This is a genomic window from Acidovorax sp. T1 (assembly GCF_002176815.1).
Lineage (GTDB): Bacteria > Pseudomonadota > Gammaproteobacteria > Burkholderiales > Burkholderiaceae_C > Acidovorax.
The window spans coordinates 708,283-733,438 of the sequence record NZ_CP021648.1; the positions used below are offsets into that span (position 1 = coordinate 708,283).

Annotated in this window: 19 protein-coding genes, 1 pseudogene and 1 riboswitch; of the genes and pseudogenes, 14 read left to right on the forward strand and 6 right to left on the reverse strand. The window is 64.5% G+C overall.

Annotated elements, in window-relative coordinates; all coding sequences use genetic code 11:
• Positions 1-170 precede the first annotated feature (170 nt).
• The 7 genes and pseudogenes from CCX87_RS03385 to CCX87_RS03420 all read left to right on the forward strand — a co-directional run bounded on the left by CCX87_RS03385 (position 171) and on the right by CCX87_RS03420 (position 12,326).
• Positions 171-1,844 carry an MFS transporter gene (locus tag CCX87_RS03385; protein ID WP_087743741.1) on the forward strand — a complete coding sequence of 558 codons (1,674 nt, stop codon included), beginning with the start codon at positions 171-173 and terminating at the stop codon, positions 1,842-1,844.
• 146 nt (positions 1,845-1,990) lie between these two features.
• Complete coding sequence (locus CCX87_RS03390; RefSeq protein WP_086913359.1) at positions 1,991-2,170, forward strand: hypothetical protein; 180 nt, start codon at positions 1,991-1,993, stop codon at positions 2,168-2,170.
• A 245-nt stretch (positions 2,171-2,415) separates the two neighbouring features.
• Positions 2,416-3,416: pseudogene (locus CCX87_RS03395) on the forward strand (porin).
• A gap of 411 nt (positions 3,417-3,827) precedes the next feature.
• Positions 3,828-9,797 carry an excinuclease ABC subunit UvrA gene (gene uvrA, locus CCX87_RS03405; RefSeq protein ID WP_087743744.1) on the forward strand — a complete coding sequence of 1,990 codons (5,970 nt, stop codon included), beginning with the start codon at positions 3,828-3,830 and terminating at the stop codon, positions 9,795-9,797.
• Between the two features lie 4 nt (positions 9,798-9,801).
• Positions 9,802-10,167, forward strand: a complete 366-nt coding sequence (locus CCX87_RS03410) for a hypothetical protein (RefSeq protein ID WP_087743746.1) — start codon at positions 9,802-9,804, stop codon at positions 10,165-10,167.
• Positions 10,168-10,331: 164 nt separating this feature from the next.
• Positions 10,332-11,249, forward strand: coding sequence for a polyphosphate kinase 2 (ppk2, locus tag CCX87_RS03415; protein ID WP_087748152.1), 918 nt, complete (start codon positions 10,332-10,334; stop codon positions 11,247-11,249).
• A 111-nt stretch (positions 11,250-11,360) separates the two neighbouring features.
• Positions 11,361-12,326, forward strand: a complete 966-nt coding sequence (locus CCX87_RS03420; protein WP_087743748.1) for a Bug family tripartite tricarboxylate transporter substrate binding protein — start codon at positions 11,361-11,363, stop codon at positions 12,324-12,326.
• Positions 12,327-12,405: 79 nt separating this feature from the next.
• On the opposite strand, the gene CCX87_RS03425 is transcribed toward CCX87_RS03420, so the two are convergent.
• Genes CCX87_RS03425 through CCX87_RS03435 form a run of 3 tightly spaced genes read right to left on the reverse strand, consistent with a single transcriptional unit; the run spans position 12,406 to position 15,227 of the window.
• Positions 12,406-12,687: a hypothetical protein gene (locus CCX87_RS03425; protein ID WP_086913346.1), complete on the reverse strand. Its 282-nt coding sequence runs from the start codon at positions 12,685-12,687 to the stop codon at positions 12,406-12,408.
• A gap of 57 nt (positions 12,688-12,744) precedes the next feature.
• A complete protein-coding gene (locus CCX87_RS03430) occupies positions 12,745-13,599 on the reverse strand; it encodes an HAD-IIB family hydrolase (RefSeq protein WP_198314760.1) in 855 nt (284 codons plus the stop codon).
• Positions 13,599-15,227 carry a peptide chain release factor 3 gene (locus tag CCX87_RS03435; protein ID WP_087743750.1) on the reverse strand — a complete coding sequence of 543 codons (1,629 nt, stop codon included), beginning with the start codon at positions 15,225-15,227 and terminating at the stop codon, positions 13,599-13,601. Before CCX87_RS03435 ends, CCX87_RS03430 begins: the two co-directional genes overlap by 1 nt.
• A 159-nt stretch (positions 15,228-15,386) precedes the next feature.
• A riboswitch (S-adenosyl-L-homocysteine riboswitch) is annotated at positions 15,387-15,465 on the forward strand.
• 68 nt (positions 15,466-15,533) lie between these two features.
• Between CCX87_RS03435 and ahcY the strand changes: the two genes are divergently transcribed.
• The 4 genes from ahcY to CCX87_RS03455 all read left to right on the forward strand — a co-directional run bounded on the left by ahcY (position 15,534) and on the right by CCX87_RS03455 (position 19,724).
• Positions 15,534-16,970, forward strand: a complete 1,437-nt coding sequence (ahcY, locus tag CCX87_RS03440) for an adenosylhomocysteinase (RefSeq protein WP_087743752.1) — start codon at positions 15,534-15,536, stop codon at positions 16,968-16,970.
• A 111-nt stretch (positions 16,971-17,081) separates the two neighbouring features.
• Entirely contained in the window at positions 17,082-18,080 is a 999-nt protein-coding gene (locus CCX87_RS03445; RefSeq protein WP_087743754.1) for a TlyA family RNA methyltransferase, read from the forward strand.
• On the forward strand, positions 18,077-18,928 hold the full coding sequence (gene metF, locus CCX87_RS03450; protein ID WP_087743757.1) for a methylenetetrahydrofolate reductase [NAD(P)H]: 852 nt from the start codon (positions 18,077-18,079) through the stop codon (positions 18,926-18,928). The genes CCX87_RS03445 and metF overlap by 4 nt, the downstream gene beginning before the upstream one ends.
• A 115-nt stretch (positions 18,929-19,043) precedes the next feature.
• The gene (locus CCX87_RS03455; RefSeq protein ID WP_232476473.1) at positions 19,044-19,724 is read left to right on the forward strand and encodes a septal ring lytic transglycosylase RlpA family protein; all 681 of its coding nucleotides are present in this window, start codon (positions 19,044-19,046) and stop codon (positions 19,722-19,724) included.
• A 73-nt stretch (positions 19,725-19,797) separates the two neighbouring features.
• Here CCX87_RS03455 and CCX87_RS03460 read toward each other — a convergent pair whose 3' ends face one another.
• Positions 19,798-20,685, reverse strand: coding sequence for a 23S rRNA (adenine(2030)-N(6))-methyltransferase RlmJ (locus CCX87_RS03460; RefSeq protein ID WP_087743760.1), 888 nt, complete (start codon positions 20,683-20,685; stop codon positions 19,798-19,800).
• A gap of 395 nt (positions 20,686-21,080) precedes the next feature.
• Between CCX87_RS03460 and rplM the strand changes: the two genes are divergently transcribed.
• From rplM to erpA, 3 genes are all read left to right on the forward strand, one after another.
• On the forward strand, positions 21,081-21,512 hold the full coding sequence (rplM, locus tag CCX87_RS03465; protein WP_056414298.1) for a 50S ribosomal protein L13: 432 nt from the start codon (positions 21,081-21,083) through the stop codon (positions 21,510-21,512).
• 11 nt (positions 21,513-21,523) lie between these two features.
• A complete protein-coding gene (rpsI, locus tag CCX87_RS03470) occupies positions 21,524-21,916 on the forward strand; it encodes a 30S ribosomal protein S9 (protein ID WP_024814064.1) in 393 nt (130 codons plus the stop codon).
• Positions 21,917-22,131: 215 nt separating this feature from the next.
• The gene (gene erpA / locus CCX87_RS03475) at positions 22,132-22,497 is read left to right on the forward strand and encodes an iron-sulfur cluster insertion protein ErpA (RefSeq protein ID WP_087743762.1); all 366 of its coding nucleotides are present in this window, start codon (positions 22,132-22,134) and stop codon (positions 22,495-22,497) included.
• A 36-nt stretch (positions 22,498-22,533) separates the two neighbouring features.
• Here the strand turns inward: erpA and CCX87_RS03480 are convergent, their stop codons facing one another.
• The gene (locus CCX87_RS03480; protein WP_198314786.1) at positions 22,534-23,643 is read right to left on the reverse strand and encodes an anhydro-N-acetylmuramic acid kinase; all 1,110 of its coding nucleotides are present in this window, start codon (positions 23,641-23,643) and stop codon (positions 22,534-22,536) included.
• A 38-nt stretch (positions 23,644-23,681) separates the two neighbouring features.
• The gene (locus CCX87_RS03485; RefSeq protein ID WP_369825283.1) at positions 23,682-25,013 is read right to left on the reverse strand and encodes a M23 family metallopeptidase; all 1,332 of its coding nucleotides are present in this window, start codon (positions 25,011-25,013) and stop codon (positions 23,682-23,684) included.
• Positions 25,014-25,156: the final 143 nt, after the last annotated feature.

Here is a 25,156-nt window from a genome sequence, read left to right on the forward strand (position 1 = left end):
CGCATCAAAAAATGCCATGCGAGGGTTACTACCCAAGCCGTAAGAATCGCGGAAGTTTCGTGTCAATTTCTGTAAGAAACGCGTCAGAGCGGTGTCAGTAGCGCAATGGATAGTGACCCCACAGGTAATTTGTATGTGCCTGTAAATTCAATAAATCCAAGGAGACAACCATGGCAACGCAACATCCCGCACCGCGGCCGATGTCCGCCGAAGAGAAGAAGGTCATCTTCGCTTCGTCGCTCGGTACCGTATTCGAGTGGTACGACTTTTATCTCTACGGCTCGCTGGCGGCCATCATTGCCAAGCAGTTCTTCAGCGGACTGGATGCGGGCGCGGCCTTCATCTTCGCGCTGCTGGCGTTTGCGGCAGGCTTCCTGGTGCGGCCATTCGGCGCCATCGTGTTCGGCCGCCTGGGCGACATGATCGGGCGCAAATACACCTTCCTGGTCACCATCCTGATCATGGGCCTGTCGACGTTTATCGTCGGCTTGCTACCCAGCTACGCCACCATCGGCGTCGCGGCCCCGGTGATCCTGATTGCGTTGCGCATGTTGCAGGGCCTGGCGCTGGGCGGTGAGTATGGCGGTGCCGCCACCTATGTGGCCGAGCATGCGCCGCACGGCAAGCGCGGTGCCTACACCTCCTGGATCCAGACCACGGCCACGATGGGCCTGTTCCTGAGTCTGCTGGTAATTCTGGGCGTGCGCCTGAGCCTCGGTGAAGCCGTGTTCCAGGACTGGGGCTGGCGCATTCCGTTCCTGGTGTCCATCCTGCTGCTGGGCATCTCGGTGTGGATCCGCCTGTCGCTGTCGGAATCACCGGCCTTCCAGAAAATGAAGGCCGAGGGCAAGACTTCCAAGGCACCGCTGACCGAGTCGTTCGGCCAATGGAAGAACCTGAAGATCGTGATCCTGGCACTGGTCGGCCTGACGGCTGGCCAGGCCGTGGTCTGGTATTCGGGTCAGTTCTACGCGCTGTTCTTCCTGACACAGCAACTGAAGGTGGACAACACCACTGCCAACCTGATGATCGCTGCCGCGCTGCTGCTGGGCACTCCTTTCTTCGTGGTGTTCGGTGCCCTGTCGGACAAGATCGGCCGCAAGCCCATCATCATGGCCGGCTGCCTGCTGGCGGTGGTGACCTACTTCCCCGTCTTCAAGGCGCTGACCGAAGCGGCCAACCCGGACCTGGCCCGTGCCCAGGCCTCGGCTGGCGTGGTGGTGACGGCCGACCCGGCATCGTGCTCGTTCCAGGGCAATCCGGTGGCGCGCGAAATCGATTTCCGCAGCTCGTGCGACATCGCCAAGCGCTACCTGGTGCAGAACTCGGTGAGCTATGACAACGTGGCAGGCCCAGCGGGCTCGCCGGCCGTGATCAAGATCGGTGACAAGACGGTCGAGGCGCCCACCGGCAACGTGGTCAACCTCAAGTTCGATGAAGCGTCCGCCAAGGCCATCGCCGCCTTCAAGAAGGAAGTGGCCGAAGACCTGAAGGCGGCCGGTTACCCGTCCAAGGCCGACCCCGCCAAGACCAACAAGGTCCTGACGGTGGGTCTGTTGTTCTGGTTGGTGCTGCTGGTGACGATGGTCTATGGCCCGATTGCCGCCATGCTGGTGGAAATGTTCCCGACCCGCATCCGCTACACCTCGATGAGCCTGCCTTACCACATCGGCAACGGCTGGTTCGGCGGCCTGCTGCCCACCACGGCTTTTGCCATCGTGGCGCAAACCGGCAACATGTACAACGGCCTGTGGTACCCCATCATCATCGCGGGCATGACCCTGGTGATCGGCACGCTGTTCATCCGCGAGACCAAGGACGTGGATATCTACGCCAACGACTGACGGTCACACCGCCATGTGGCCAGTGCCGGCCTCCGTCACGGAGCGCGGGCACTGTGTTCCAGAAAAGGGCCTCGCACGCTGCCATCCAGAGCTGCGAGGCCCTTTTGTTGAGCAAGCCCCCCCATCATCCCCAGGAGATACAAGTTATGTGGAAGATCGTCGTAGGTTTCGTGCTGTTTGCGGCCCTGTCGCTGTTCGTCATCATGAAGGCCGGTGACAAGGTGGACATGTCCGGTGAAAAACACGGTGCCGACTCCCTCCATGCGCCAGAGGCGCCCGCCAGTGCGGCCGCACCCGCTGCGGCGCCCGCTGCAAGCGCACCGTAACGGTGTTTTCCCGCCCTTCACCGTGACGCAAATGGTGCGGTTTGTGCACCGTGGCGGTGCGGCGTAGCGGGAGTGGATGCAACTGTTGTGGCGGCGCATCACTCGTGTCATCAAACTTTCAGCAAATAGTGCGTTGAAACAAGACGCGCCATAAGATCGGGTTCCCGAAGCATTTTCGGTAGTCCAGTAAAAAACTGAAACTGCCTGTGCGCCTCCTGAAGGCAACTAGTATCAAAGGAAATCTCATGCAAAAAATGACCCGCGTTGTCCTGGCTGTCCTGGCTGTTGCCGGCACCACCGCTGCAATGGCCCAGAGCAGCGTCACGCTGTACGGCCGTGTGAACACCACCGTGGAACGTCAAAAGACGGCGATGTGACCAAAACCGGTCTGTTCAACAACTCTTCGCGCTTCGGTGTGAAGGGCACGGAAGATCTGGGCGGCGGCCTGAAGGCTGGCTTCCAACTGGAAAGCGGTTTCGACTCCACTACCGGCGCTGGCACTGGCTGGCCTGGTCTTGCCAGCACGGGTTCTGGTATCAACTTCGGTCGTCAAAGCGAAGTGAATCTGTCTGGCAGCTTTGGTATGGTGCGTTTGGGCAACTTCACGCCTGAGTCGTATTACGCCACGGCTGACTATGTGGGCCTGCACAACCATGACACGGGTTCGTCTTCCGACGCCCTGTACCAGGACCCCGTTTGGTTCAACGGTCTGGGTACCAAGAACAAGATTGGTTACCGCACCCCCAGCTTCGGCGGCCTGACCGTTGATGCTGCTGTGAACCTGCACGAAAAGGCCGCTGGTACCAACAACAAGAATGGCTACGACCTGGCCGCCAATTACAACGTGGGGGCTTTGGCCCTTGGCGCTGGTTATAGCCAAGTTGATGATGACAAACAGATGGGGCTGCGCGCTCTGTACACTTTTGGTCAATTCACCGTTGGTGGTTATTACCAGCGCAATGATGAGACATTGCAGGGCACCCGCAACAACTTCCGCTTGGCTGGTATGTACGCCTTGGGAGCGTCCGAGTTCCACGTAAACGTCGGCCGTGCTGGCAAGTGGAGCGAGATCGCTGACAGCTCTGCTACGCAGTGGACCCTGGGCTACAACTACAATTTCAGCAAACGGACCAAGGTGTACGCCTTCTACACAAAGGTGGACAACAAGGCTGGCGCGACCTATATGACGGGCGCCGGTGGCCAGGACTTCAGTTCGCTGGCTTTGGGCGTTCGCCACAACTTTTAATTCCCGATCGTCAGCTGGCTTTGCTAGCTGACGCAATGGAAGCTGAAAAGGCCTTGCATCTATGTAGATGCAAGGCCTTTTTCATTGGTCTGCGCTTGCTCGCAAGAGTGCGATGTCGATGGATCTCTGTAGCGAGCGGAGGGTTGGCTTGGTGGACATGGCGGTCAGGGTCAGGGGCTCGCTGCAGCGTCCTTTGGGGCGCAAGATGCCATTTTTTACGGCATACGAGGGGGACAGTGTCCAGTCGAAAGCGAATGGAAAGCGTCTATTGCTGCAGTTGCGTCCAACTACTGAAGACGTCGTGGCCAGAAAGCAAGCCTGGCAGCTGCTGCTGGGGGTAATGCGCTGTGTGGTTGCCTGCCGCGGTGGGCGTCCTAGAATGTTTCGCCTCACACCCGAAAGACCGCCTCCATGACCCAGGGACTGATCCGTATCCGCGGCGCACGCCAGCACAACCTCAAGAACCTGGATCTGGACATCCGCACCGGTGAGCTCACGGTGGTCACGGGCCCCAGCGGCTCGGGCAAGTCCAGCCTGGTGTTCGACACGCTGTATGCCGAAGGCCAGCGCCGGTATGTGGAAACTTTCAGCGCCTACGCGCGCCAGTTCCTCGACCGCATGGACAAGCCCGCCGTGGACAAGGTCGAGGGTGTGCCCCCGGCCATTGCCATTGACCAGACCAATCCCGTGCGCTCCAGCCGCTCCACCGTGGGCACGATGACGGAGTTGAACGACCACCTCAAGCTGCTGTTCGCGCGTGCGGGCCAGTTGTTTGACAGGCAGACGGCGCAGCCCGTGCGGCACGACACGCCCGAGACCATTTATGCGGAGCTGCAGCAGCGCAGCGCCGCAGCAGGAGATCCGCGCCTCGTCCTGACATTCCCCGTGGAGTTGCCTGCGAACACCAGCGCTGAGCAGGTCGAGCAATGGCTGTCCGCCAGCGGCTTCACCAAGGTGCAGGCCGAGCGCGAAGTGGCCACGCCTACCGGTTCCCGAAAAGTTCTGGATGTGGTGGCCGACCGCTTTCGCCTGGGCAACGCTGAGAAAGCGCGGGTGATCGAGGCGATCGAAGTGGCACTGAAGCGCGGCACGGGGCGCTTGAATGTCTATGTCATCCCCCTGGCCGTTCAGACTGAGCCTGTCGAAGGCCGGGACAGCGTTTCGACAAGCTCAACGCGAACGGAATCTGGAACACTAACGCACGAACTGTGGCGCTTCTCGACAGGCCTGCATTGCCCCGATAGCGACCTGCGCTACAGCGACCCCATTCCGTCGGCCTTCTCGTTCAACTCCGCCGTGGGCGCCTGCGACAGCTGCCGGGGCTTTGGCCGCGTGATTGGCGTGGACTACGGCCTGGTCATCCCCAACGACAAGCTCACGCTGCGCGCCGGTGCCATCAAGACCATCCAGACCCCCGCGTGGAAAGAAGCGCAGGACGACCTCATGCGCCACGCCGAGACCGCCGGCATTCCGCGCGACACGCCCTGGAACAAGCTGACCGACGAGCACAAGAAGTGGGTCATCCACGGCTCGCCGAACTGGAATGGCAAGTGGAACCAGCAGTGGTACGGCATCCAACGCTTCTTTGAGTACCTGGAGAGCAAGGCCTACAAGATGCACATCCGCGTGCTCTTGTCCAAATACCGCAGCTACACGCCGTGCCCCACCTGCGCCGGTGCACGCCTCAAGACCGAAAGCCTGCTCTGGCGCATCGGCCGCAAGGAAGATGCCGATGCGGTGCTGGAGCCGGGCAAACGCTTCATGCCCGAGGGGGTGCAATGGTCGCGCGAACAGCTCGAAGCGCTGCCCGGCCTGTGCCTGCACGACCTGATGCTGCTGCCCATCGACCGCCTGCGCCAGTTCTTTGACCGCATGCAGCTACCGGTGGGCGACGACGCCAAGGGCGGCGACGCGCAAGCGCTCAAGCTGCTGCACGAAGAAATCACCACCCGCCTCAGATACCTGTGCGACGTGGGCATTGACTACCTCACGCTCGACCGGCAAAGCCGCACCCTGAGCGGCGGCGAGGTGCAGCGCATCAACCTCACCACCGCCTTGGGCACCAGCCTGGTCAACACGCTGTTCGTGCTGGACGAGCCCAGCATCGGCCTGCACCCGCGCGACATGCACCGCATCACCGAAGCCATGCTGCGCCTGCGCGATGCGGGCAACACGCTGGTGGTGGTGGAGCACGACCCGGCTGTGATGCTCGCGGCCGACCGCATGATCGACATGGGCCCCGGCCCGGGCCGCCTGGGCGGGCAGATCGTGTTTGACGGCACCACGGCCGACCTGCGCAATGCCGACACGCTCACCGGCGCCTACCTGGGCGGCCGCAAGCATGTGGGCTTTGGCTTCAAGCGCATGGTGACGGAATCCACGCCGCGCCTCATCCTCGAAGGCGCGCGCGAGCACAACCTGCAGAACGTGTCGGTCGAATTCCCCCTGCAGCGGCTGGTCACCGTCACCGGCGTCAGCGGCTCGGGCAAGTCCAGCCTGATCCAGGACGTGCTGGCCCCCGCGCTGCTGCGCCACTTCGGCAAGGCCACCGATGCGCCGGGCGCGCACGACCGCATGCTGGGCGCCGACCATCTGTCAGACGTGGTGTTCGTGGACCAGTCGCCCATCGGCAAGACCGCGCGTTCCAACCCCGTGAGCTACGTGGGCGCGTGGGACAGCATCCGCGAACTCTTTGCCGTGGCGCCGCTGTCCAAACAGCGCAGCTACACCGCCAGCAAGTTCAGCTTCAACAGCGGCGACGGGCGCTGCCCCACCTGCGGCGGTTCGGGCTTCGAACATGTGGAGATGCAGTTCTTGAGCGACGTGTACCTGCGCTGCCCCGATTGCGATGGCAAGCGCTACCGGCCCGAGATTCTGGAAATCACCATCGAGCGCCCTTCGACAAGCTCAGGACGAACGGTGAGCATGAACGTGGCCGACGTGCTGGCCCTCACGGTGGCTGAGGCGGCCGACCTGTTTGCGGGCGACCGCGAAGTGATCCGCGCGCTGCAGCCCATCGTGGATGTGGGGCTCGAATACGTGGCGCTGGGCCAGCCCGTGCCCACGCTCAGCGGGGGCGAGGCGCAGCGGCTCAAACTGGCGGGCTTTCTGGCCGAGGCGGCGCGCAGCGCGTCCAAATCGCGCCAGGCCGTGGCGCGCAAGGGCACGCTGTTCCTGTTCGACGAGCCCACCACGGGTCTGCACTTTGACGATATCTCCAAGCTCATGCGCGCGCTGCGCAAGCTCATCGACGCAGGGCACTCGCTCATCGTCATCGAGCACAACCTGGACGTGATCCGCGCGAGCGACTGGCTCATCGACCTGGGCCCCGAAGGCGGCGATGCAGGTGGCCGCATCGTGGCCGAGGGCACGCCCGAGGACGTGCGGGCGCACGCCACCTCGCACACCGGGCAGGCGCTGCGCGACTACGAGCTGACCTTGGGTGTAGGCGGGCATTCGGTGCACGAAAAGGCAGCGGCGCTACGAAAAAGAGAGCTGCTTGCGCATGCTGGTAAAGCGCTAGAGGCCAAAAACGTCATTGAAATCGTCAACGCCAAGGAGCACAACCTCAAGAACCTGAGCGTGGACATTCCGCGTGGCAAGTTCAATGTGGTGACGGGCGTGAGCGGCTCGGGCAAGTCCACGCTGGCTTTCGACATCCTGTTCAACGAAGGCCAACGCCGCTACCTCGAATCGCTCAACGCCTACGCCCGCAGCATCGTGCAGCCCGCAGGGCGGCCCGAGGTGGATGCGGTCTACGGCATCCCGCCCACCGTGGCCATTGAGCAGCGCCTGTCGCGCGGCGGCCGCAAGTCCACCGTGGGCACGACCACCGAGGTGTGGCACTTTTTGCGCCTGCTGTACGTCAAGCTCGGCACCCAGCACTGCACGAAGGACGGCGCCGCCGTGCAGCCGCAGACGCCCGAGAGCATCGCGGCGCAATTGCTCACACAGTTCCGCGGCCAGCACATCGGCCTGCTCGCGCCGCTGGTGATGAACCGCAAGGGCGTTTACACCGAACTGGCTGACTGGGCCCGCCCGCGTGGCTACACCCACCTGCGCGTGGACGGCAACTTCTTGCCCACCACCAATTTCCCGCGCATCGACCGCTTCAAGGAGCACACCATCGAGCTGCCCGTGGCCAGCCTCGATGTCTCGCCCGAGAACGAAGCCGTACTGCGCCAGGCGCTGGCCGACGCGCTCACGCACGGCAAGGGCGTGGTGCATGTGCTGAGCGACCTCACCGACCTGCGCGCCGCGATGGCGGGCGGCGCACCCACCGCAGGCATCGGCCAGCTGCAGGCCTTTTCGACCAAGCGCGCCTGCCCCGTGTGCGCCACCAGCTATGCCGAGCTGGACCCGCGCCTGTTCTCGTACAACAGCAAACACGGCTGGTGCCCCGACTGCGTGGGCACGGGCGTCAAGCTCACCAAGGACCAGCGCAAGGTGTTTGACGACTCGGTGCAGGACGACAAGGAAAAAGGCCGCGAGCAGACCTTTGCCGAGCCCGAGGTGGAAGACCTGGCTGATACCGCCTGCCCCAGTTGCAGCGGTACACGCCTGAACGCCACGGCCCGCGCCGTGAAGTTTGCAGGAGTCGGCATCACCGACATCGCCGCGCTGTCGGTGACCGACGTACGCCGCTGGATCGAGACCCTGCGCGGAGCGGACGGCATGCCCCAGCGCATGACTCAACGTGAAAGCGACATTGCCCGCGACCTCGTGCCCGAGATCCAGAGCCGCCTCGAATTTTTGGAAGAAGTCGGCCTGGGCTACCTCACGCTCGACCGGGGCGCGCCCACGCTCAGTGGGGGTGAGGCGCAGCGCATTCGTCTGGCCGCGCAGCTGGGCAGCAACCTGCAGGGCGTGTGCTACGTGCTCGACGAGCCCACCATCGGCCTGCATGCGCGCGACAACCAGATCCTGCTCAACGCCCTGCACAAGCTGGGCGACAAGGGCAACACGCTGGTGGTGGTGGAGCACGACGAAGACACCATCCGCCGCGCCGACCACATCATCGACATTGGCCCCAGCGCCGGCAAACGCGGCGGGCATTTGGTGGCGCAGGGCAGCGTGGCCGACATCACGGGCGCGGCCGACTCGCAAACCGGCCGCTACCTGCTGCACGCCATGAAGCACCCGCTGCAGCTGCGCCGCAGCATGGCGCCCGGCGAGGTCAGTGCCGAAGCCACGGCGGCTTTTGCCCAGGCCGAGGCGGCAGCGCCCACCGGTCGGCAGAGTGCTGCCGTCAAGAAGCGCGCCGCACAGGCCGCAGCGCTGGCGGCCGACGCGCTGACCGAGGCCAAGGAACGCGCCGCCATGCGCTGGCTCACTGTGCACGGCGCGCAGTTGCACAACCTGCAGAACGTGACGGCCACCGTGCCGCTGCACCGCTTGGTGGCGGTGACGGGCGTGAGCGGCTCGGGCAAGTCCACGCTGGCGCGCGACGTGCTGCTGGCCAACGTGCAGGCCTGGGTGCAACAGCGCGCTACCCGCGCCGGGCGCGATGCCATGGACGCGGGCAAGGCGCCGCCGCTGGTGGGTTGCACGGGCCTGTCGGGCTTTGAGAGCATCGACCGCGTGCTCGAAGTGGACCAGACGCCCATCGGCAAAACACCGCGTTCATGTCCCGCCACCTACATCGGCTTCTGGGACACCATCCGCAAGCTGTTTGCCGAAACACTGGAGGCCAAGGCACGCGGCTATGCGGCCGGTCGATTCAGTTTCAACACCGGCGAAGGCCGCTGCCCCAGTTGCGAAGGCGCGGGCGTGCGCACCATCGAAATGAGCTTTTTGCCCGACGTGAAGGTGCCGTGCGAAACCTGCCACGGCGCGCGCTTCAACCCCGAGACGCTGGCCGTGACCTGGCGCGGCAAGAGCATTGGCGATGTGCTGCAGATGGAGGTGGACGAGGCCGTGGACTTCTTTGCCACCATGCCCAGCATTGCGCACCCGCTGCAGCTCCTGAAGGACGTGGGCCTGGGCTACCTCACGCTGGGCCAGCCGTCGCCCACGCTCAGTGGTGGCGAGGCGCAGCGCATCAAGCTCGTGACCGAGCTGACCAAGGTGCGCGACGAGGTCGGCCGCAGGGGCCAGAAGGCGCCGCACACGCTGTATGTGCTGGACGAACCCACCGTGGGCCTGCACATGGCTGATGTGGACAAGCTCATCCGCGTGCTGCACCGCCTGGTCGATGGCGGGCACAGCGTGGTCGTGATCGAGCACGACCTGGATGTGATCGCCGAGGCCGACTGGATTCTGGACCTGGGGCCGGAGGGCGGCAACGCAGGCGGGCGCATCGTTGCCGCAGCGACGCCCGAGGATGTGGTGGCGGCGGGCACGCACACGGGCAAGGCGCTGGCGCACGTGCTGGCGCGCTGACGACATGAATGTGGAGAAGCTCAATCTCACGGGACGCAAGACCTCTGCCACCCCCGTGGTCTGGCTGCACCCCGAAGCGCCCTCCAAGCCTGCAGAAGGGGCGTCGTGCAACGGGTGCGGCCTGTGCTGCCTGGTGGAGCCGTGCCCGGTGGGAATGTGGGTGTCGCGCCGTCGCGCGGGGGCGTGTGTAGCGTTGCGCTGGAGCGACGTGGAGCTGCGCTACCTGTGCGGCGTGGTGAGCGACCCGGGGGCGGTTACGGGATGGACAAATCCATGGGCTCTGCGCTCGCTGGCATGGCTGGCCCGGCGCTGGATTGCGGCCGGCGCGGGGTGTGATGCCGATGTGCTGGCGCAGGGAGTCCGAGAATGACGTGCAGCGTCCGCTTTGAACAGGCTCTGAGCGCTTGCGTGCTCTGAGGGGGCTCGTTGCCCTGCTCAAACTGCCTGGTGCTCCATGCGCGTCGTCATGGTATTGACATATATTTGTCATCTTAAGTGGGCAGTATGGCCGGCTCTTTACAGGAGCCCATTGCCATGACGCTGCCCAGTTCACTGCATGACCATGACGACCTGATGCGACGCATCGCCAGCGACCTGGTGGACAGCTATGACGAAGAGATCGAACTCGAGCTCGAAGACCGCAACATCGACGAGCTGGAGGGCCGCCACATCACCGACCGGGCGGAGCGCCAGGCTTATTTCAAGGAGCTGTTTCGCCTGCAGGGCGAGCTGGTCAAGCTGCAGGATTGGGTGCAGCATACGCGCAAGAAAGTGGTGATCCTGTTCGAGGGGCGCGATGCAGCCGGCAAAGGTGGCGTCATCAAGCGCATCACCCAGCGCCTGAACCCGCGCGTGGTGCGCGTGGCCGCGCTGCCCGCACCCAACGACCGCGAGCGCACGCAGTGGTACTTTCAGCGTTACGCCGCGCACCTGCCCGCTGCCGGCGAGATGGTGCTGTTCGACCGCAGCTGGTACAACCGCGCGGGCGTCGAGCGCGTGATGGGCTTTTGCACCGACGACGAGTACGAAGAGTTCTTTCGCACCGTGCCCGAGTTCGAGAAGATGCTGGTGCGCTCGGGCATCACGCTCATCAAATACTGGTTCTCCATCACCGACGACGAGCAGCACCTGCGCTTTCTGGGCCGTATCCACGACCCGCTCAAGCAGTGGAAGCTCAGCCCCATGGATCTGGAAAGCCGTGTGCGCTGGGAGGCGTATACCAAGGCCAAGGAAACCATGCTGGAGCGCACCCATATCCTCGAAGCCCCATGGTGGGTGGTGCAGGCGGTGGACAAGAAAAAGGCGCGCCTGAACTGCATTGCGCACCTGTTGGGCCAACTGCCTTACCACGAGGTGCCGCACGCCCCGGTGGAGTTACCAGCGCGGGTACGCAACCCGGAATACCTGCGCCAGCCCGTGCCTCCCGAAATGTATGTGCCGCAGCGGTACTGAGCGCGTCCGTCAACAGCTGCCGCCTTGGCGACAGTCGGTAGGTGCTTTCCTCAGTGCTGCGGTGCATCAACTGCGGTCCAATGGGATATTTCCTTCCTTCAGGATCACACCATGCAACGTCGACACATCATCCAGTGGGGCGCAGCCGCTCTCGCCACCGCCTCCCTGGGCACTGCCAGCGCCCAGAGTTTTCCTGCCAAACCGGTCAAGCTGGTGATTGCCTTCCCTGCAGGCGGCCCCACCGACATCTCCATGCGCGTTCTGGCCGACAACGCCAGCAAGATTCTGGGTCAGCCGGTGATCGTCGAGAACAAGCCCGGCGCTGGCGGAACGTTGCCCGCACAGACGCTGCAGACGGCCCAGCCCGACGGCTACACGCTGGCCCAGATCCCGCTGGGCGTGTTCCGCCTGCCCTACACCACCAAGATCAACTGGGACCCGGTCAAGGACATCAGCTATGTGATCAATGTCACCGGCTATGCCTTCGGCATCGTGGTGCCGGCCGATTCGCCGCTCAAGACCTGGACGCATTTCGTCGCCTGGGCCAAGGCCAACCCGGGCAAGCTCAGCTACGGCTCCACCGGCACCATGACCAGCCCGCACCTGACCACCGAGCTGATCGCGCAAAAGCTCGGCATCGAACTGCTGCATGTGCCCTACAAGGGCAGCGCCGACCTCATGCAGTCCATCCTGGGCGGCAACATCATGGCGGCGGCCGACTCCACGGGCTTTGCTCCCCAGGTCGAGGCCGGCAAGCTGCGCGTGCTCAACACCTGGGGCGCCGAGCGTCTGGCCAAGTTCCCTGAAGCGCCCACGCTCAAGGAACTGGGCCTGGACATCGTGCAGAACTCGCCGTTCGGTATCGGCGCACCCAAGGGCACGCAGCCCGCGGTGGTGAAGCGCCTTCACGATGCTTTCAAGCAGGCCATGGAGCAAGAGAGCTACAAGACAGCGCTGGCACGCTACGACATGTTGCCCATGTACATGGGCACCGCGGCCTACCAGAAGTTTGCGCAGGACACCTTCACGCGCGAAAAGGCGCTGATCGAGAAGCTGGGGCTGGCGAAGGGGCAGTAATGCTCTGTTTTCGGTAGCGGTTATTGCTTATCGGTGCAGCGATACGGCGCTAAAGGGCATCAAGGCTGCAGCCGCCACATCAGTCCAGGCCCAGTTCGCGGGCGTCAGCCAGGTGGGCGTCCCACGCCCCGTTGAGGCGCGGGTCGGGGTCACGGGTCAGGTAGCGGCTGCCTCGTGCCGCCCGTACAAGCAATGCCCCGCCCGCAGCGGCCTGCAGCGCCGCCGTGCCGCGACGCTCTGAACGCAGGGATACGGCGATCAGGGCCAGCCCAAGGCCGGCCACCATGAGATTCTCACTGGGCTGGCGCTCCCTTGTCCGGTCGATGGCCTGCCAGTGTCGGAGTGTGTTGATCAAGTCCATACCCAACTCTAGCGCAGCTTGGGTGTGCCGGGGCGCCGCTGGCCTTGCCGGATGACATCAAAGTGTCGCCAGCACCGCGCGCGCGACCTCCGCAAAGCCCGCGCCGCGCTCGCCCTGTGTCACATAACGCGGCAGGTGCGTGAGCTGGGGCACGAAACGCGCAATGTTGGCCACGCCCACGCTGTGGGGGAAGTGCTCAAACATGAGCTGGTCGTTGGTCGAGTCGCCCACATACACCCAGCGGTCGATCTCGGCATCGAGGTCGCGCCCGAACAGTTCGCGCACGATCCAGCGTGCGCCCTCAAGTTTGTTGTGCGCCCCAAACCAGCCGTTGATGTGAATGCTGCTCACCGTGGCGTTCATGCCCGCACTGCGCAGGATGCGCACGGCGTGGTCGATGGCGTCTTGCGGCAGATGGGTGAATTCGCTGTGGTCGATGGCGATGTCGGTCTCGCGGCCCGGCGAATCGGTGGCGCGGCGGGCACCGGGCACCTCGCGCTCAATCTGGGCCAGAACCTGCTGCATGCGGGTGTAATTGGCGGCACGCGTGGCGGGGTCCTGTTGGTATATTTTTGATAGCTGCTGGCGCTTATTGGATAAGGGCTTGATGCCGATTTGACCATTATTTTCATCTGCGGGCAGCAGTGCCACCGCGCCGTTCTCTGCCACGATGGCATCCACGGGCCAGGCAGCGGCAAACGGCTCACTCCAGCCCACCGGCCGGCCGGTGATGGGAATCACCTGCAGGCCGCTGGCCTTCAGCGCCGCCAGTGCCTGCAGCGCATCGGGGGTGATGGCGCCGTCGGTGGTCAGGGTGTCGTCGATGTCGGTGAGCACGCCCAGCAGCTGGCCCGGCGCCGGTGCCGGCCACTCGCTCAGGGGGCGCAGGAATGCCGGCACGGGCGCCGTCATCAGTGGTTGCTGTCCAGCGCCAGGCCCGCATGCTCGCGCAGCGGATGAAAGTGGATTTTCGGAAACCGCTCCTGCGCCAGCCGCACGTCATAGGGGCTGGTGCACAGGTAGGCCAGCGCATTGGCCGCGTCGTGCGACAGGCGCATGGGGTAGGCGTCGGTAAAGGCGCGCAGGTCGGCCGGGCTGTCGGCGCTGATCCAGCGCGCGCCCGTGTACTGGCAGCCTTCCAGGCGCACATCGGCGTCGTATTCTGCCTTCAGGCGGTGCTGCACCACTTCAAACTGCAGCTGGCCCACGGCGCCCAGCAGCATGGGGCCGCCCACGTCGGGCCGGAAGACCTGGATGGCGCCTTCCTCGCCCAGCTGGGCCAGGCCCTGCTGCAGCTGCTTGGTGCGCAGCGGGTTCTTCAGGATCACCGTCATGAACAGCTCGGGCGCGAAGAAGGGCAGGCCGGTGAACTGCAGGTTGGCGCCGTCGGTGATGGTGTCGCCCAGCTGCACGCCGCCGTGCGTGGTGAAACCGATGATGTCGCCCGCGTAGGCTTCTTCCACCGCCTCGCGGCGCTGGCTCATGAACGTGACCACGCTGGTGGGGCGCAGCTCCTTGCCAGTGCGCTGCACCTTGAGCTTCATGCCCGGTGTGTATTTGCCCGAGGCCACGCGCACAAAGGCGATGCGGTCGCGGTGGTTGGCGTCCATGTTGGCCTGCACCTTGAACACCACGCCGGCAAAGCCTTCGTCCTCGGGCTGGATGGTCTTGACCACGGGCTGCTTGTTCACCTGCAGCGTGCTCACGCGCGGGCCCGGCGGGGGCGACATGTCCACCACGGCATCGAGCACTTCCATCACACCGAAGTTGTTCACGCCCGAGCCGAAGAACACGGGCGTGAGTTTGCCAGCCAGAAAGTCGGCGTGGTTCCAGGCCGCCGAGGCGCCCACGGCCAGCTCCATGCTCTCCAGCGCATCGTCAAACGGCTGGCCAAAACGCGCGCGCAGCCGGTCGGCCTCGGCCAGCGGCACCACTTCAAAGTCTTTCGGGCCGCGATCGCTGCCGGGGGTGAACACCGTCATGGTCTGCGTGCGCAGATTGATGATGCCGCCAAAGCTTTTGCCCTGGCCCACGGGCCAGGTGATGGGGCAGCAGGGCATGCCCAGCTCGCGCTCGACCTCGTCGAGGATGTCCAGCGGGTCGCGCACCTCGCGGTCCATCTTGTTGACGAAGGTGATGATGGGCGTGTCGCGCTGGCGGCAGACCTCGATCAGGCGGCGGGTCTGCGCTTCCACGCCGTTGGCCGCGTCGATCACCATCAGGGCCGAATCGACGGCGGTGAGCACGCGGTAGGTGTCTTCCGAAAAGTCTTTGTGGCCGGGCGTGTCGAGCAGGTTGATGACGTGCTCGCGGTACAGCATCTGCATGACCGAGCTGGCCACCGAAATGCCGCGCTGCTTTTCGATTTCCATCCAGTCCGAGGTGGCGTGGCGGCTGGCCTTGCGGCCCTTGACGGCGCCGGCGATCTGGATCGCGCCCGAGAACAGCAGCAGCTTTTCCGTCAGCGTCGTTTTACCGGCGTCGGGGTGGGAAATGATGGCAAAGGTGCGGCGGCGCCGGGTTTCTGAGGCGTAGGACACGGGGGTTCCAGAAGGGTGGGCAGGGCGCAGGGGCCTTGCAGGGGCAAACGTTGGGCCAGCCTTCGCACAGCGTGGGGCAGGGCGGCCAAACCCACGATTTTACCGGGCATAGGCCAGACGCAGCCTGGGGCCAGCGCAAGTGCTTTTATAATCGCCGGCATCCGAGGAGCGTTGCAGCGCCCCCAGCTACTGGCGGGGCGTGAGGCTCGGAGTCATCCAGCAACGACGCTCATCCACTTATCGTGCGGTGAGCCTTTCGATTCTCCCCGCGTCAAGTGGCTTTTCAAACATGCTTTGGAGCACACCATGAACGCACGCGTCAACGCCCCCGTAAACACCGACTGCATCATTGCCGACATCGGCCTGGCCGAATGGGGCCGCAAAGAGATCCGCATCGCCGAGACCGAAATGCCCGGCCTGATGGCCATCCGCGAGGAATTCGCCGCCAAGCAGGCCCTCAAGGGTGCGCGCATCACGGGCTCGCTGCACATGACGATCCAGACCGCCGTGCTGATCGAGACGCTGCAGGCCCTGGGCGCCCAAGTGCGCTGGGCATCGTGCAACATCTTCTCCACACAAGACCACGCTGCCGCCGCCATTGCCGCAGCCGGCACGCCCGTGTTCGCGATCAAGGGCGAAACCCTGGCCGAGTACTGGGACTACACCCACCGCATCTTTGACTTTGGCCCCGCCGGCAGCGAAGGCGAAGGCCCCAACCTGATTCTGGACGACGGCGGCGACGCCACGCTGCTGATGCACTTGGGCAAGCGCGCCGAAAAGGACGCCTCGCTGATCGCCAACCCCACCAGCGAAGAAGAAACCTGCCTGTTCGCCTCCATCAAAGCCAAGTTGGCCGTGGACCCGACCTGGTACAGCCGCAAGAGCGCACAGATCATCGGCGTGACCGAAGAAACGACCACCGGCGTGCACCGCTTGAAGGAAATGTCGGCCAAGGGCAGCCTGATGTTCCGCGCCATCAACGTGAACGACTCGGTAACCAAGAGCAAGTTTGACAACCTGTACGGCTGCCGCGAGTCGCTGGTGGATGGCATCAAGCGCGCCACCGATGTGATGATCGCCGGCAAGGTGGCCGTGGTGGCGGGCTACGGCGACGTGGGCAAGGGCAGCGCCCAGGCCCTGCGCGCCCTGAGCGCCCAGGTGTGGGTGACCGAGATCGACCCGATCAACGCCCTGCAGGCCGCGATGGAAGGCTACAAGGTCGTGACCATGGAATATGCCGCTGACAAGGCCGATATTTTTGTGACCACCACGGGTAACCGTGACGTGATCACCTTCGAGCACATGCAGGCCATGAAGGACCAGGCCATCGTCTGCAACATTGGCCACTTCGACAACGAAATCCAGGTGGCCAAGCTCGAAGCGCACTGCCAGTGGGAAGAGATCAAGCCCCAGGTGGACCATGTGATTTTTGCCGACGGCAAGCGCATCATCCTGCTGGCCAAGGGCCGCCTGGTGAACCTGGGTTGCGGCACGGGCCACCCCAGCTTCGTGATGTCGTCGAGCTTTGCCAACCAGACCATCGCCCAGATCGAGCTGTTCACGCACAGCGATTTCTACGAAAACGGCAAGGTCTATGTGCTGCCCAAGCACCTTGACGAAAAGGTGGCGCGCCTGCACCTCAAGAAGGTGGGCGCCATGCTGACCGAGCTGAGCGACGAGCAGGCCGCCTACATCGGCGTGCCAAAGCAAGGCCCTTACAAGCCTGACACCTACCGGTATTGAACCGTGCTTGCTGCTGCCATGCTCCTGTTTTTGGAGCTGGTAGCGCAAGCGGTACAAGGGCTAGAGCTTGTTTTTATTGAAATGAATCGTCTGCTGACGAGAGAGTGACGCATGCGCGCAGATGTTTTTTTGGTGGATGGAGGCCATGCGGCCACGCGCTCGCAGGCGCAGCGGCTGATTGCCTCGGGCGTGGAGTGGCGTCTGTCGCCGCTGGCGCCGTGGCAGAAGGTCGTCAAGAACGGTGATGAGATTCCGTCCGTGGCAGAGGTGCGGCTGCTCGACGATGCCGAGGCCAAGTACATCTCGCGCGGTGGGCTCAAGCTCGAAGGGGCGCTGCGGGCCACCGGCCTGTCGGTGGCGGGGCTGCGCTGCCTGGATGTGGGGCAGAGCACGGGCGGGTTCACCGATTGCCTGCTGCAGCACGGCGCCGTGCAGGTGATCGGCGTGGACGTGGGCCACGGCCAGTTGCACGAACGGCTGCGCAGCGACGTGCGCGTGGTCTGCGTGGAGGGCGTGAATGCACGGTCGCTGACGGCGCAGGCCTTGCAGCAAGCGTGTGAACTGGCCCTGTCCGAAGTCATCGAGGTGGAAGAGGACAACGAGACCCAGCCCGAGGCGCCCTACAGCTGGATGCGCAATGGCGGGCAGGTGGACGAGGCATACGACGACAGCAACGACGCCAAGGACCAGGACATCGAGACCTTCAAGTCTGAGCGCGCCGCCCGTGCCAAGGCGCGCGAACAGGGCACGCTGCCGGTGGAGCGCCGCCGCCGCGCCGAATGTGCTGATGTCGATATCACGCCGGTTTTTGACGTGGTGACGGGCGACCTGTCGTTCATCTCGCTCACGCTGGTGCTGCCCGCGCTGGTGCCGTTGCTGGCGCCGGGCGGCAGCCTGCTCATGCTGGTCAAGCCGCAGTTCGAGTTGCAGCCCGGCCAGGTGGGCAAGGGCGGCATCGTGCGCGATGCGGCGCTTTATGCAGTGGTCGAGCAGCGCATCCGCGACTGCTGCGCCGAGCTGGGCCTGCAGGTGCAAGCCTGGCTGGACAGCCCCATCAGCGGCGGCGACGGCAACCACGAGTTTTTTGTTTTTGCGAGGAGGGGCGCATGACCGCGGCCAACGCACCAGCCACCGGTTTGCCGGTGAGTTTTGAATTCTTTCCGCCCAAGACGCCCGAGGGCGCGGGCAAGCTGCGCGCCGTGCGCCAGCAGCTGTATGCGCAGCGGCCCGAGTTCTGCTCGGTCACCTACGGTGCGGGCGGTTCCACGCAAGAGGGCACCTTCGGCACCGTGCAGGAGATCCTGGCCGAGGGCGTGAGCGCGGCCTCGCACTTCTCGTGCGTGGGCGCCACGCGCGAGTCGGTGCGTGAGCAGCTGGCCACGCTCAAGGCCATGGGCGTCAAGCGCCTGGTGGCCCTGCGCGGCGATTTGCCCAGCGGCTATGGCATGGGGGGCGAGTTCCACTACGCCAGTGACCTGGTGGCCTTCATCCGGGCCGAGACGGGGCGCGATTTCCACATCGAGGTGGCCGCCTATCCCGAGGTGCATCCCCAGGCCAAGTCGGCCGATGCCGACCTGCAGGCCTTTGCCGCCAAGGTGCGGGCCGGGGCCGATTCGGCCATCACGCAGTATTTCTTCAATGCCGATGCGTATGAGCGCTTTGTGGACGATGTGCGCCGCCTGGGGCTGGATGTGCCCGTGGTGCCCGGCATCATGCCCATCATGGGCTCATCGCAACTGATGCGGTTTTCCGACGCCTGCGGCGCCGAGATTCCGCGCTGGATCCGGCTGCGCCTGCAGGGCTTTGGCGACGATACGGCGTCGATCCGGGCCTTTGGCCTGGATGTGGTGACTTCGCTGTGCGAGCAACTGCGCCAGCGCGGCGTGCCGGGCCTGCACTTCTACACCATGAATCAGAGTGCAACCACGCTGGAGTTGTGCCGGCGCCTCGGTTTGTAATGGGGCGCCTGGTGGCTTGGGCGTCGGGGGGCGGGTTGCGTTGTCGCTGGAGAAGGTGGATGCAATTGTTACCTCGCGGTGGGTGTGTTTGTTTTTTTTCTGGAAGAGGTGATGGATGCAACTGTCTGACCGGATACGGCGCTGGCGCGACCTGTTGGGCCCGGGGGTTGTTGCATGTGTTCTGGCGGCCTGTGCACCGATGCCGGTGCCAGAGAAGGTGGCTCGCGAAGCGGCCCCCTTGGTGGCCACTGAGGCCCCCCCCGAGGCGTCGGCCGAGCCTCGCAATGCTTGCGAGCTGGCCCAGCAGCGTGGCGCGCCCCGCTCGCGGTTTTGTGCGCCCTTGGCGGATAAGCCGGGCGAGCGGCTCCCCAAGGCCGCGTTGCCCGAGCCGGTTCGCAGCGATGCCGCCCGGCGCGGTGCCGCCGGCGCGGTGCCTCCAGAATCCCCGGTGGAATCCGTGCGCGAGAGCGACCAGCAGGGCCTGGCCTCGTGGTACGGCCCGCGCTTTCATGGCCGGCGCACGGCCAGTGGCGAGATCTTCAACCGCCGCGATTTCACCGCCGCGCACCGCACCCTGCCTTTTGGCACCCGGGTGTGCGTGCGCAGCCAGCTCACCGGCCGCGCCGTGGTGGTGCGCATCAACGACCGCGGCCCGTTTGCCATGAACCGCGTGATTGATGTGAGCCAGGCCGCCGCCCAGGAACTGGGCATGCAGGGCCTGGGCATCAAGCCCGTGGAACTGTGGCTGCTGGAGGAAGGCGAGGGCGACTGTCCCCAGTCGGTGTCGGCGCCGTAGCGCCGTAGCGCCTTGACCGTACAAGAACCGCTGCCAACCCGCCCTCTGCCCCGGTCAGGCGGGGGCGCGGTTTTCAGCCGCCCGATTCGAGCGTGTGGGTGGCGTGCTTGTCTTGCGCCAGCAGTTCCACCATCTGGGGCAGTGCCGTCTTCAAGGCGGCCTTGAGGGTGAAGGGCGGGTTGATTAAAAACATGCCGCTGGCGGGCAGGCCGGGGCGCTTGACTTCGCCCTCCGCAGTCTCGGTGAGCTTGCTGGACTTCACGGTCAGCGTGGCGTGCAGCCAGCTCTTGCCCGCCTTGGTGGCCAGGGTTTTGAGGCGGCGCGGCAGATCATGCGCTTCGGGGCGCGGAATGATGGGGTACCAGACGGCATAGGTGCCGGTGGCAAAGCGCTTGAGCGAATCGGCCGCCATGTCCAGCACCTTGGCATAGTCGCTCTTCATTTCATAGCTGGGATCGCACAGCACCAAAGCGCGGCGGGCTGGTGGGGGCAAAAATTTGCGGATGCCTTCAAACCCGTCTTCGTGCAGCACGGCCACTTGCCGGCCGGCTTCCAGCTGCGCCACGTTGCCGGCCAGCGCGCGCAGGTCGGTCGGGTGCAGTTCAAACAGCTTGAGCTTGTCGTGGTCGCGCAGTAGCCGCTGGATGATGAAGGGCGAGCCGGGGTACACCTTGGTGGTGGCGCCCTGGTTGAAGGCCTTCACCATGTCCACATAGGCCTGCAGCGCGGGCGTGAGGGCGGCAATGCCGGGTGCCGTGAGGCGCAAGATGCCGTCCCCCGCCTCGCCGCTGGTGCTGGCGTAGTCGCCATCGAGCCGGTACAGGCCCGCGCCCGCATGGGTGTCGAGCACGGTGAGGGCCGCGTCTTTTTCGGTGAGGTGTTGCAAGGTGGCAATCAGCACGGTGTGCTTGAGCACATCGGCGTGGTTGCCCGCATGAAAGGCGTGGCGATAACTGAACATGGCGCAATGGTAACGACTTGGGTAACGACTGGGCCCCAGGCCGTTAGGGGGGGCGCCTTGCATGCAACGCAGGGTTGCGGTGGAAAACCTTGCTGAGGGCTCGCCCATTGTGCATCTTCGCTGAGGACGAAAGCCGGGATTGGCCGGGCGTCCGCAGGACCCAGCGGCCCAGCGGCGGCACCAGGCCCAGGCAGCGCCGACGGAGGCGAAGCGGACGCAGAAGCCTGTTTCAGGCGGGTTGCTTGCCTAAAAAGCGCGCAGCTTCGTATAATGGCAGGCTTCGCAGCGATTTAGTGGTCCCGCGGCGAAGATTCAACCCCACCTAAGAGGCTTCCGAAAGAGAAGCACCGACCGTGGAAAAGGACCCGCCAAACCCTCTTCATAAGAGAAAACTCATGACTACTACTTTCAGCGCAAAGCCCGCTGAGGTCGTGCACGAGTGGTTTGTGATTGACGCGACCGACAAGGTCCTCGGACGAGTAGCCAGCGAAGTTGCTCTCCGTTTGCGCGGCAAACACAAGGCCATTTACACGCCTCACGTCGACACCGGTGACTTCATCGTCATCATCAACGCCGCCCAGCTCAAGGTCACCGGCACCAAGTCCCTGGACAAGGTGTACTACCGCCACTCGGGTTATCCCGGCGGTATCACGGCCACGAACTTCCGCGACATGCAAGCCAAGCACCCCGGCCGCGCGCTGGAAAAGGCTGTCAAGGGCATGCTGCCCAAGGGCCCCCTTGGCTACGCGATGATCAAGAAACTCAAGGTGTACGGTGGTGCTGAGCATCCCCACACCGCCCAGCAGCCCAAAGCGCTGGAAATCTAAGGAGCCTTGAGATGATTGGTGAATGGAACAATGGCACCGGCCGTCGCAAGTCCAGCGTCGCCCGCGTGTTTCTGAAAAAAGGCTCCGGCAAGATCACGGTGAACGGCAAGGACATCCAGTCCTATTTCGGCCGCGAAACCTCGATCATGATTGCCAAGCAACCCCTCATGTTGACCAACCACGCCGAAACCTTCGACGTGATGATCAACGTGCACGGTGGTGGTGAATCCGGCCAGGCCGGCGCCGCCCGCCACGGCATCACCCGCGCCCTGATCGACTACGACGCGACGCTCAAGCCCGTCCTGAGCCAGGCCGGCTTCGTGACGCGTGACGCCCGCGAAGTGGAGCGTAAGAAGGTCGGTCTGCACTCTGCACGCCGCGCCAAGCAGTTCTCGAAGCGTTAATCCGCTTTTCCTGCTGCCAGCAAAGCCGCACTGGGTTCGCCTGGAGCGGCTTTGTTGTTTTGGGCGGGCGGAGACGGCCCTTGGTGATGCCGTGCGTCATGCTGTGTGAAGTGGGCAATGCCCCTATCGCCCTTGCGTCCAATGCGCCGGGTGGCGCAATGGCCGAGCGTTTTACCTTACTATTGCATCCAAATATTGAACCTCGGAGTCTCCCCATGAGCGCAGTTGCCGAAAACATCCAGACCGAAATGCCCACCCCCATCGTGTTCACCGACAGCGCGGCGGCCAAGGTGGCGGATCTGATCGCTGAAGAGGGCAATCCCGACTTGAAGCTGCGCGTTTTCGTGCAGGGTGGCGGTTGCTCGGGCTTCCAGTACGGCTTCACCTTTGACGAAATCACCAACGAAGACGACACCACCATGACCAAGAATGGTGTTTCGCTGCTGATTGACGCCATGAGCTACCAGTACCTGCTGGGCGCCGAGATCGACTACAAGGAAGACCTGCAAGGCGCCCAGTTCGTGATCAAGAACCCGAACGCCACCAGCACCTGCGGCTGCGGTTCCAGCTTCTCGGCCTGATCTGCCAGTCGGTTTCCTCTCTTCTTCTCTTCTTTCTCAGGCCGGGTAGACGGCCCCCAGAACACGGGCGCCTTGGGCGCCCGTGACGCTTTGGCGGCTGCCAGTTTGCCCCCGTACCGTCTGGCGAGCCAGCCAGGCAAAGGCGGCGGCCTCCACTTGCAGCGCGGGCAGGCCCAGGGCATCGGTCGGCAGCACCGATGCGCCCGGGAGCAAGGCCTGCAGGCGCTGCATCAGGTGCGTATTCAAGGCGCCGCCACCGCACACGGCGAGTAACTTGCTATTTTTTCCATAGCTTGATGCGCTTGTTGCACAAGCGCTGGCGGTCAATTCGGTCAATGTGGCTTGCACATCCACGGGCCGGGCTCCGGCGTGTGCCGCGAGCGCGCCCGCCAGCCAGGCCGGGTTGAACAGATCGCGCCCGGTGCTTTTGGGTGGTGGCTGGCGCAGAAAGGGTTCTTGCAGCAGTGTGGCCAGCAGGTCGGGCAGCACCCGGCCCTGGGTGGCCCAGGCACCATGGTTGTCAAACGCCTGGCCGGTGTGCAACTGGCACCAGTAATCCATGAGTGCATTGCCTGGGCCGCAATCAAACCCCTGCACGTTGCCATCGGCGCCCAGCACGCTGAGGTTGGAGATGCCGCCGATATTGAGCACCAGCACCGTCTCGTCCGTACGGCCAAACACCCCTTGGTGGAAGGCTGGCACCAGCGGGGCGCCCTGGCCGCCCGCAGCCACATCGCGGCTGCGGAAATCGGCCACCACGGCGATGCCTGTGCGCTCGGCCAGCAGGGAGGGGTTGTTCAGCTGCAGGGTGTAGCCCGTGCCGTCGAACTCCTGGGGGCGGTGGCGCACGGTTTGCCCATGGGCGCCAATGGCGCGCACGGCGCTGGCGCAGGTGCCCGTGCGCTCCAGCAGGCGGTGCACAACGTCGGCATAGGCCCGCGCCAGCGCATTGCCCGCAAGGGCCGCGCGGTGCAGTTCGTTGGGGCCAGGGGTGTTGAGGGCGAGCAGTTCTGCTCTTAAATCAGGAGCTAGCGGCGCTGACACATGGCCCACAACGGCCATTTTTTCTTGCGAAAAATCGGCCAGAACGCCATCGATGCCGTCGAGCGAGGTGCCCGACATGAGGCCGATGTACAAGCCGGGTATCTCCTGCAACTGCACCAGAACGGCGTGCCGGCTGCGGCTTATTCCGCGCTGGCCTGCTGCACCAGGGCGGCGGCAGACAATTGCACGCGCATGAGGCCGGCCAGTCGGTCGAAGGCGGGCCGCGCTGCCTTGGACACCGGGGCGGCGGATTCGCTTTGCTGGGCGATGGTCTGGGGGTCTTGCTGCTGTCCGTTCACGCGGAATTCGAAATGCAGGTGTGGCCCTGTGGCCCAGCCCGTGGCGCCCACGGCGCCGATGGTCTGGCCCTGCTCGACGGTCTGGCCCTTTTCCACATCCATGCGGCTCAGGTGTGCGTACACGGTTTCATGCTGGTTGCGGTGCCTCACGAAGACCACGTTGCCAAAGCCGTTCTGCACACCGGCAAACTCGACCACTCCGTCGCCCACTGCGCGCACGGTCGTACCCGTGGGGGCGGCATAGTCGGTGCCCAGATGGGCGCGCCACTTTTGCAAAATGGGGTGAAAACGCATCTTGAAGCCGCTGGAAACGCGCGAGAACTCCACCGGCGAGGTCAGGTAGGCGCGGCGCAGGCTTTCGCCGTCGAGGGTGTAATAGGCCCCCTTGGCGGCGCCGGGGTCCTGGAACCACATCGCCTGATGGGTCTTGCCGTTGTTGTTGAACTCGGCGCTCAGCACGCGGCCGCTGCGCAGGGGCTCGCCGTCGGCTTCCAGGGTTTCATAGACCACCGAAAAGCGGTCGCCCTTGCGCAGGGACCGGTGAAAGTCGATGTTGCCCGAGAACACCTCGGCCAGCTGCACGGCCACAGAGTCGGGGATGTTGGCAGCATCGGCGGCGTCAAAGAGCGAGCTGCGGATCACACCGCCCGCCAGGCGGCTGCCGGTGGTGAGGGGGGCGGACTCGATGCGCGAGGTGAACATTTCGCCCGTGCGTTCCACCACAAGGCGGCTGAAATTGCTGCTGTCGTCCTGGGCCCAGCGGGCCGTCAAGCGCAGCAGGCGGTGGTCGTCGGTGGTCTCGGCTGAGACCGAGCGTCCGGCGCGGCCCAGCAGGTTTTGGCGAATCTGTGCGTCTTGGCGCAGGAAGGCGGCGGCTGCCGGATCGGCCACGCCCATGCGCTGCAGCAAGGATTCGGCAGTGTCGCTGCTACGGGTCTGCTCCGAGCGGTACAGCGAGAAGCCGGGCGATTCCAGAGCCTCCAGCACCGGGTTGGCCGCCAGCGACTCGACGGCGTAAGTGATCTCGCTGACCGGAAGATCCGATGGATCGGGGGCCAGCGAGGCCACGGCAAAAGCGCCACCGCCGCCGGTCAGCAGCAGGGCCGCCACGGCGGCGGTGATACGTTTCGGGTGTGTCTGGACACTGTGAGTCAGCCGGGCAATCAATGCCATGCTGGCGGTGGTGAAGCCGTTAATCAAAGGTCTGTCCCCATGGTTGATGGTGCGACCGGCAGTTCTTCCCATGGCAAAGCGAGGGGGGCCGGGGGCACAAGCTGTCAGTTTGCAGGCTTTCGACAGGGCTACCAGGGTGTCGA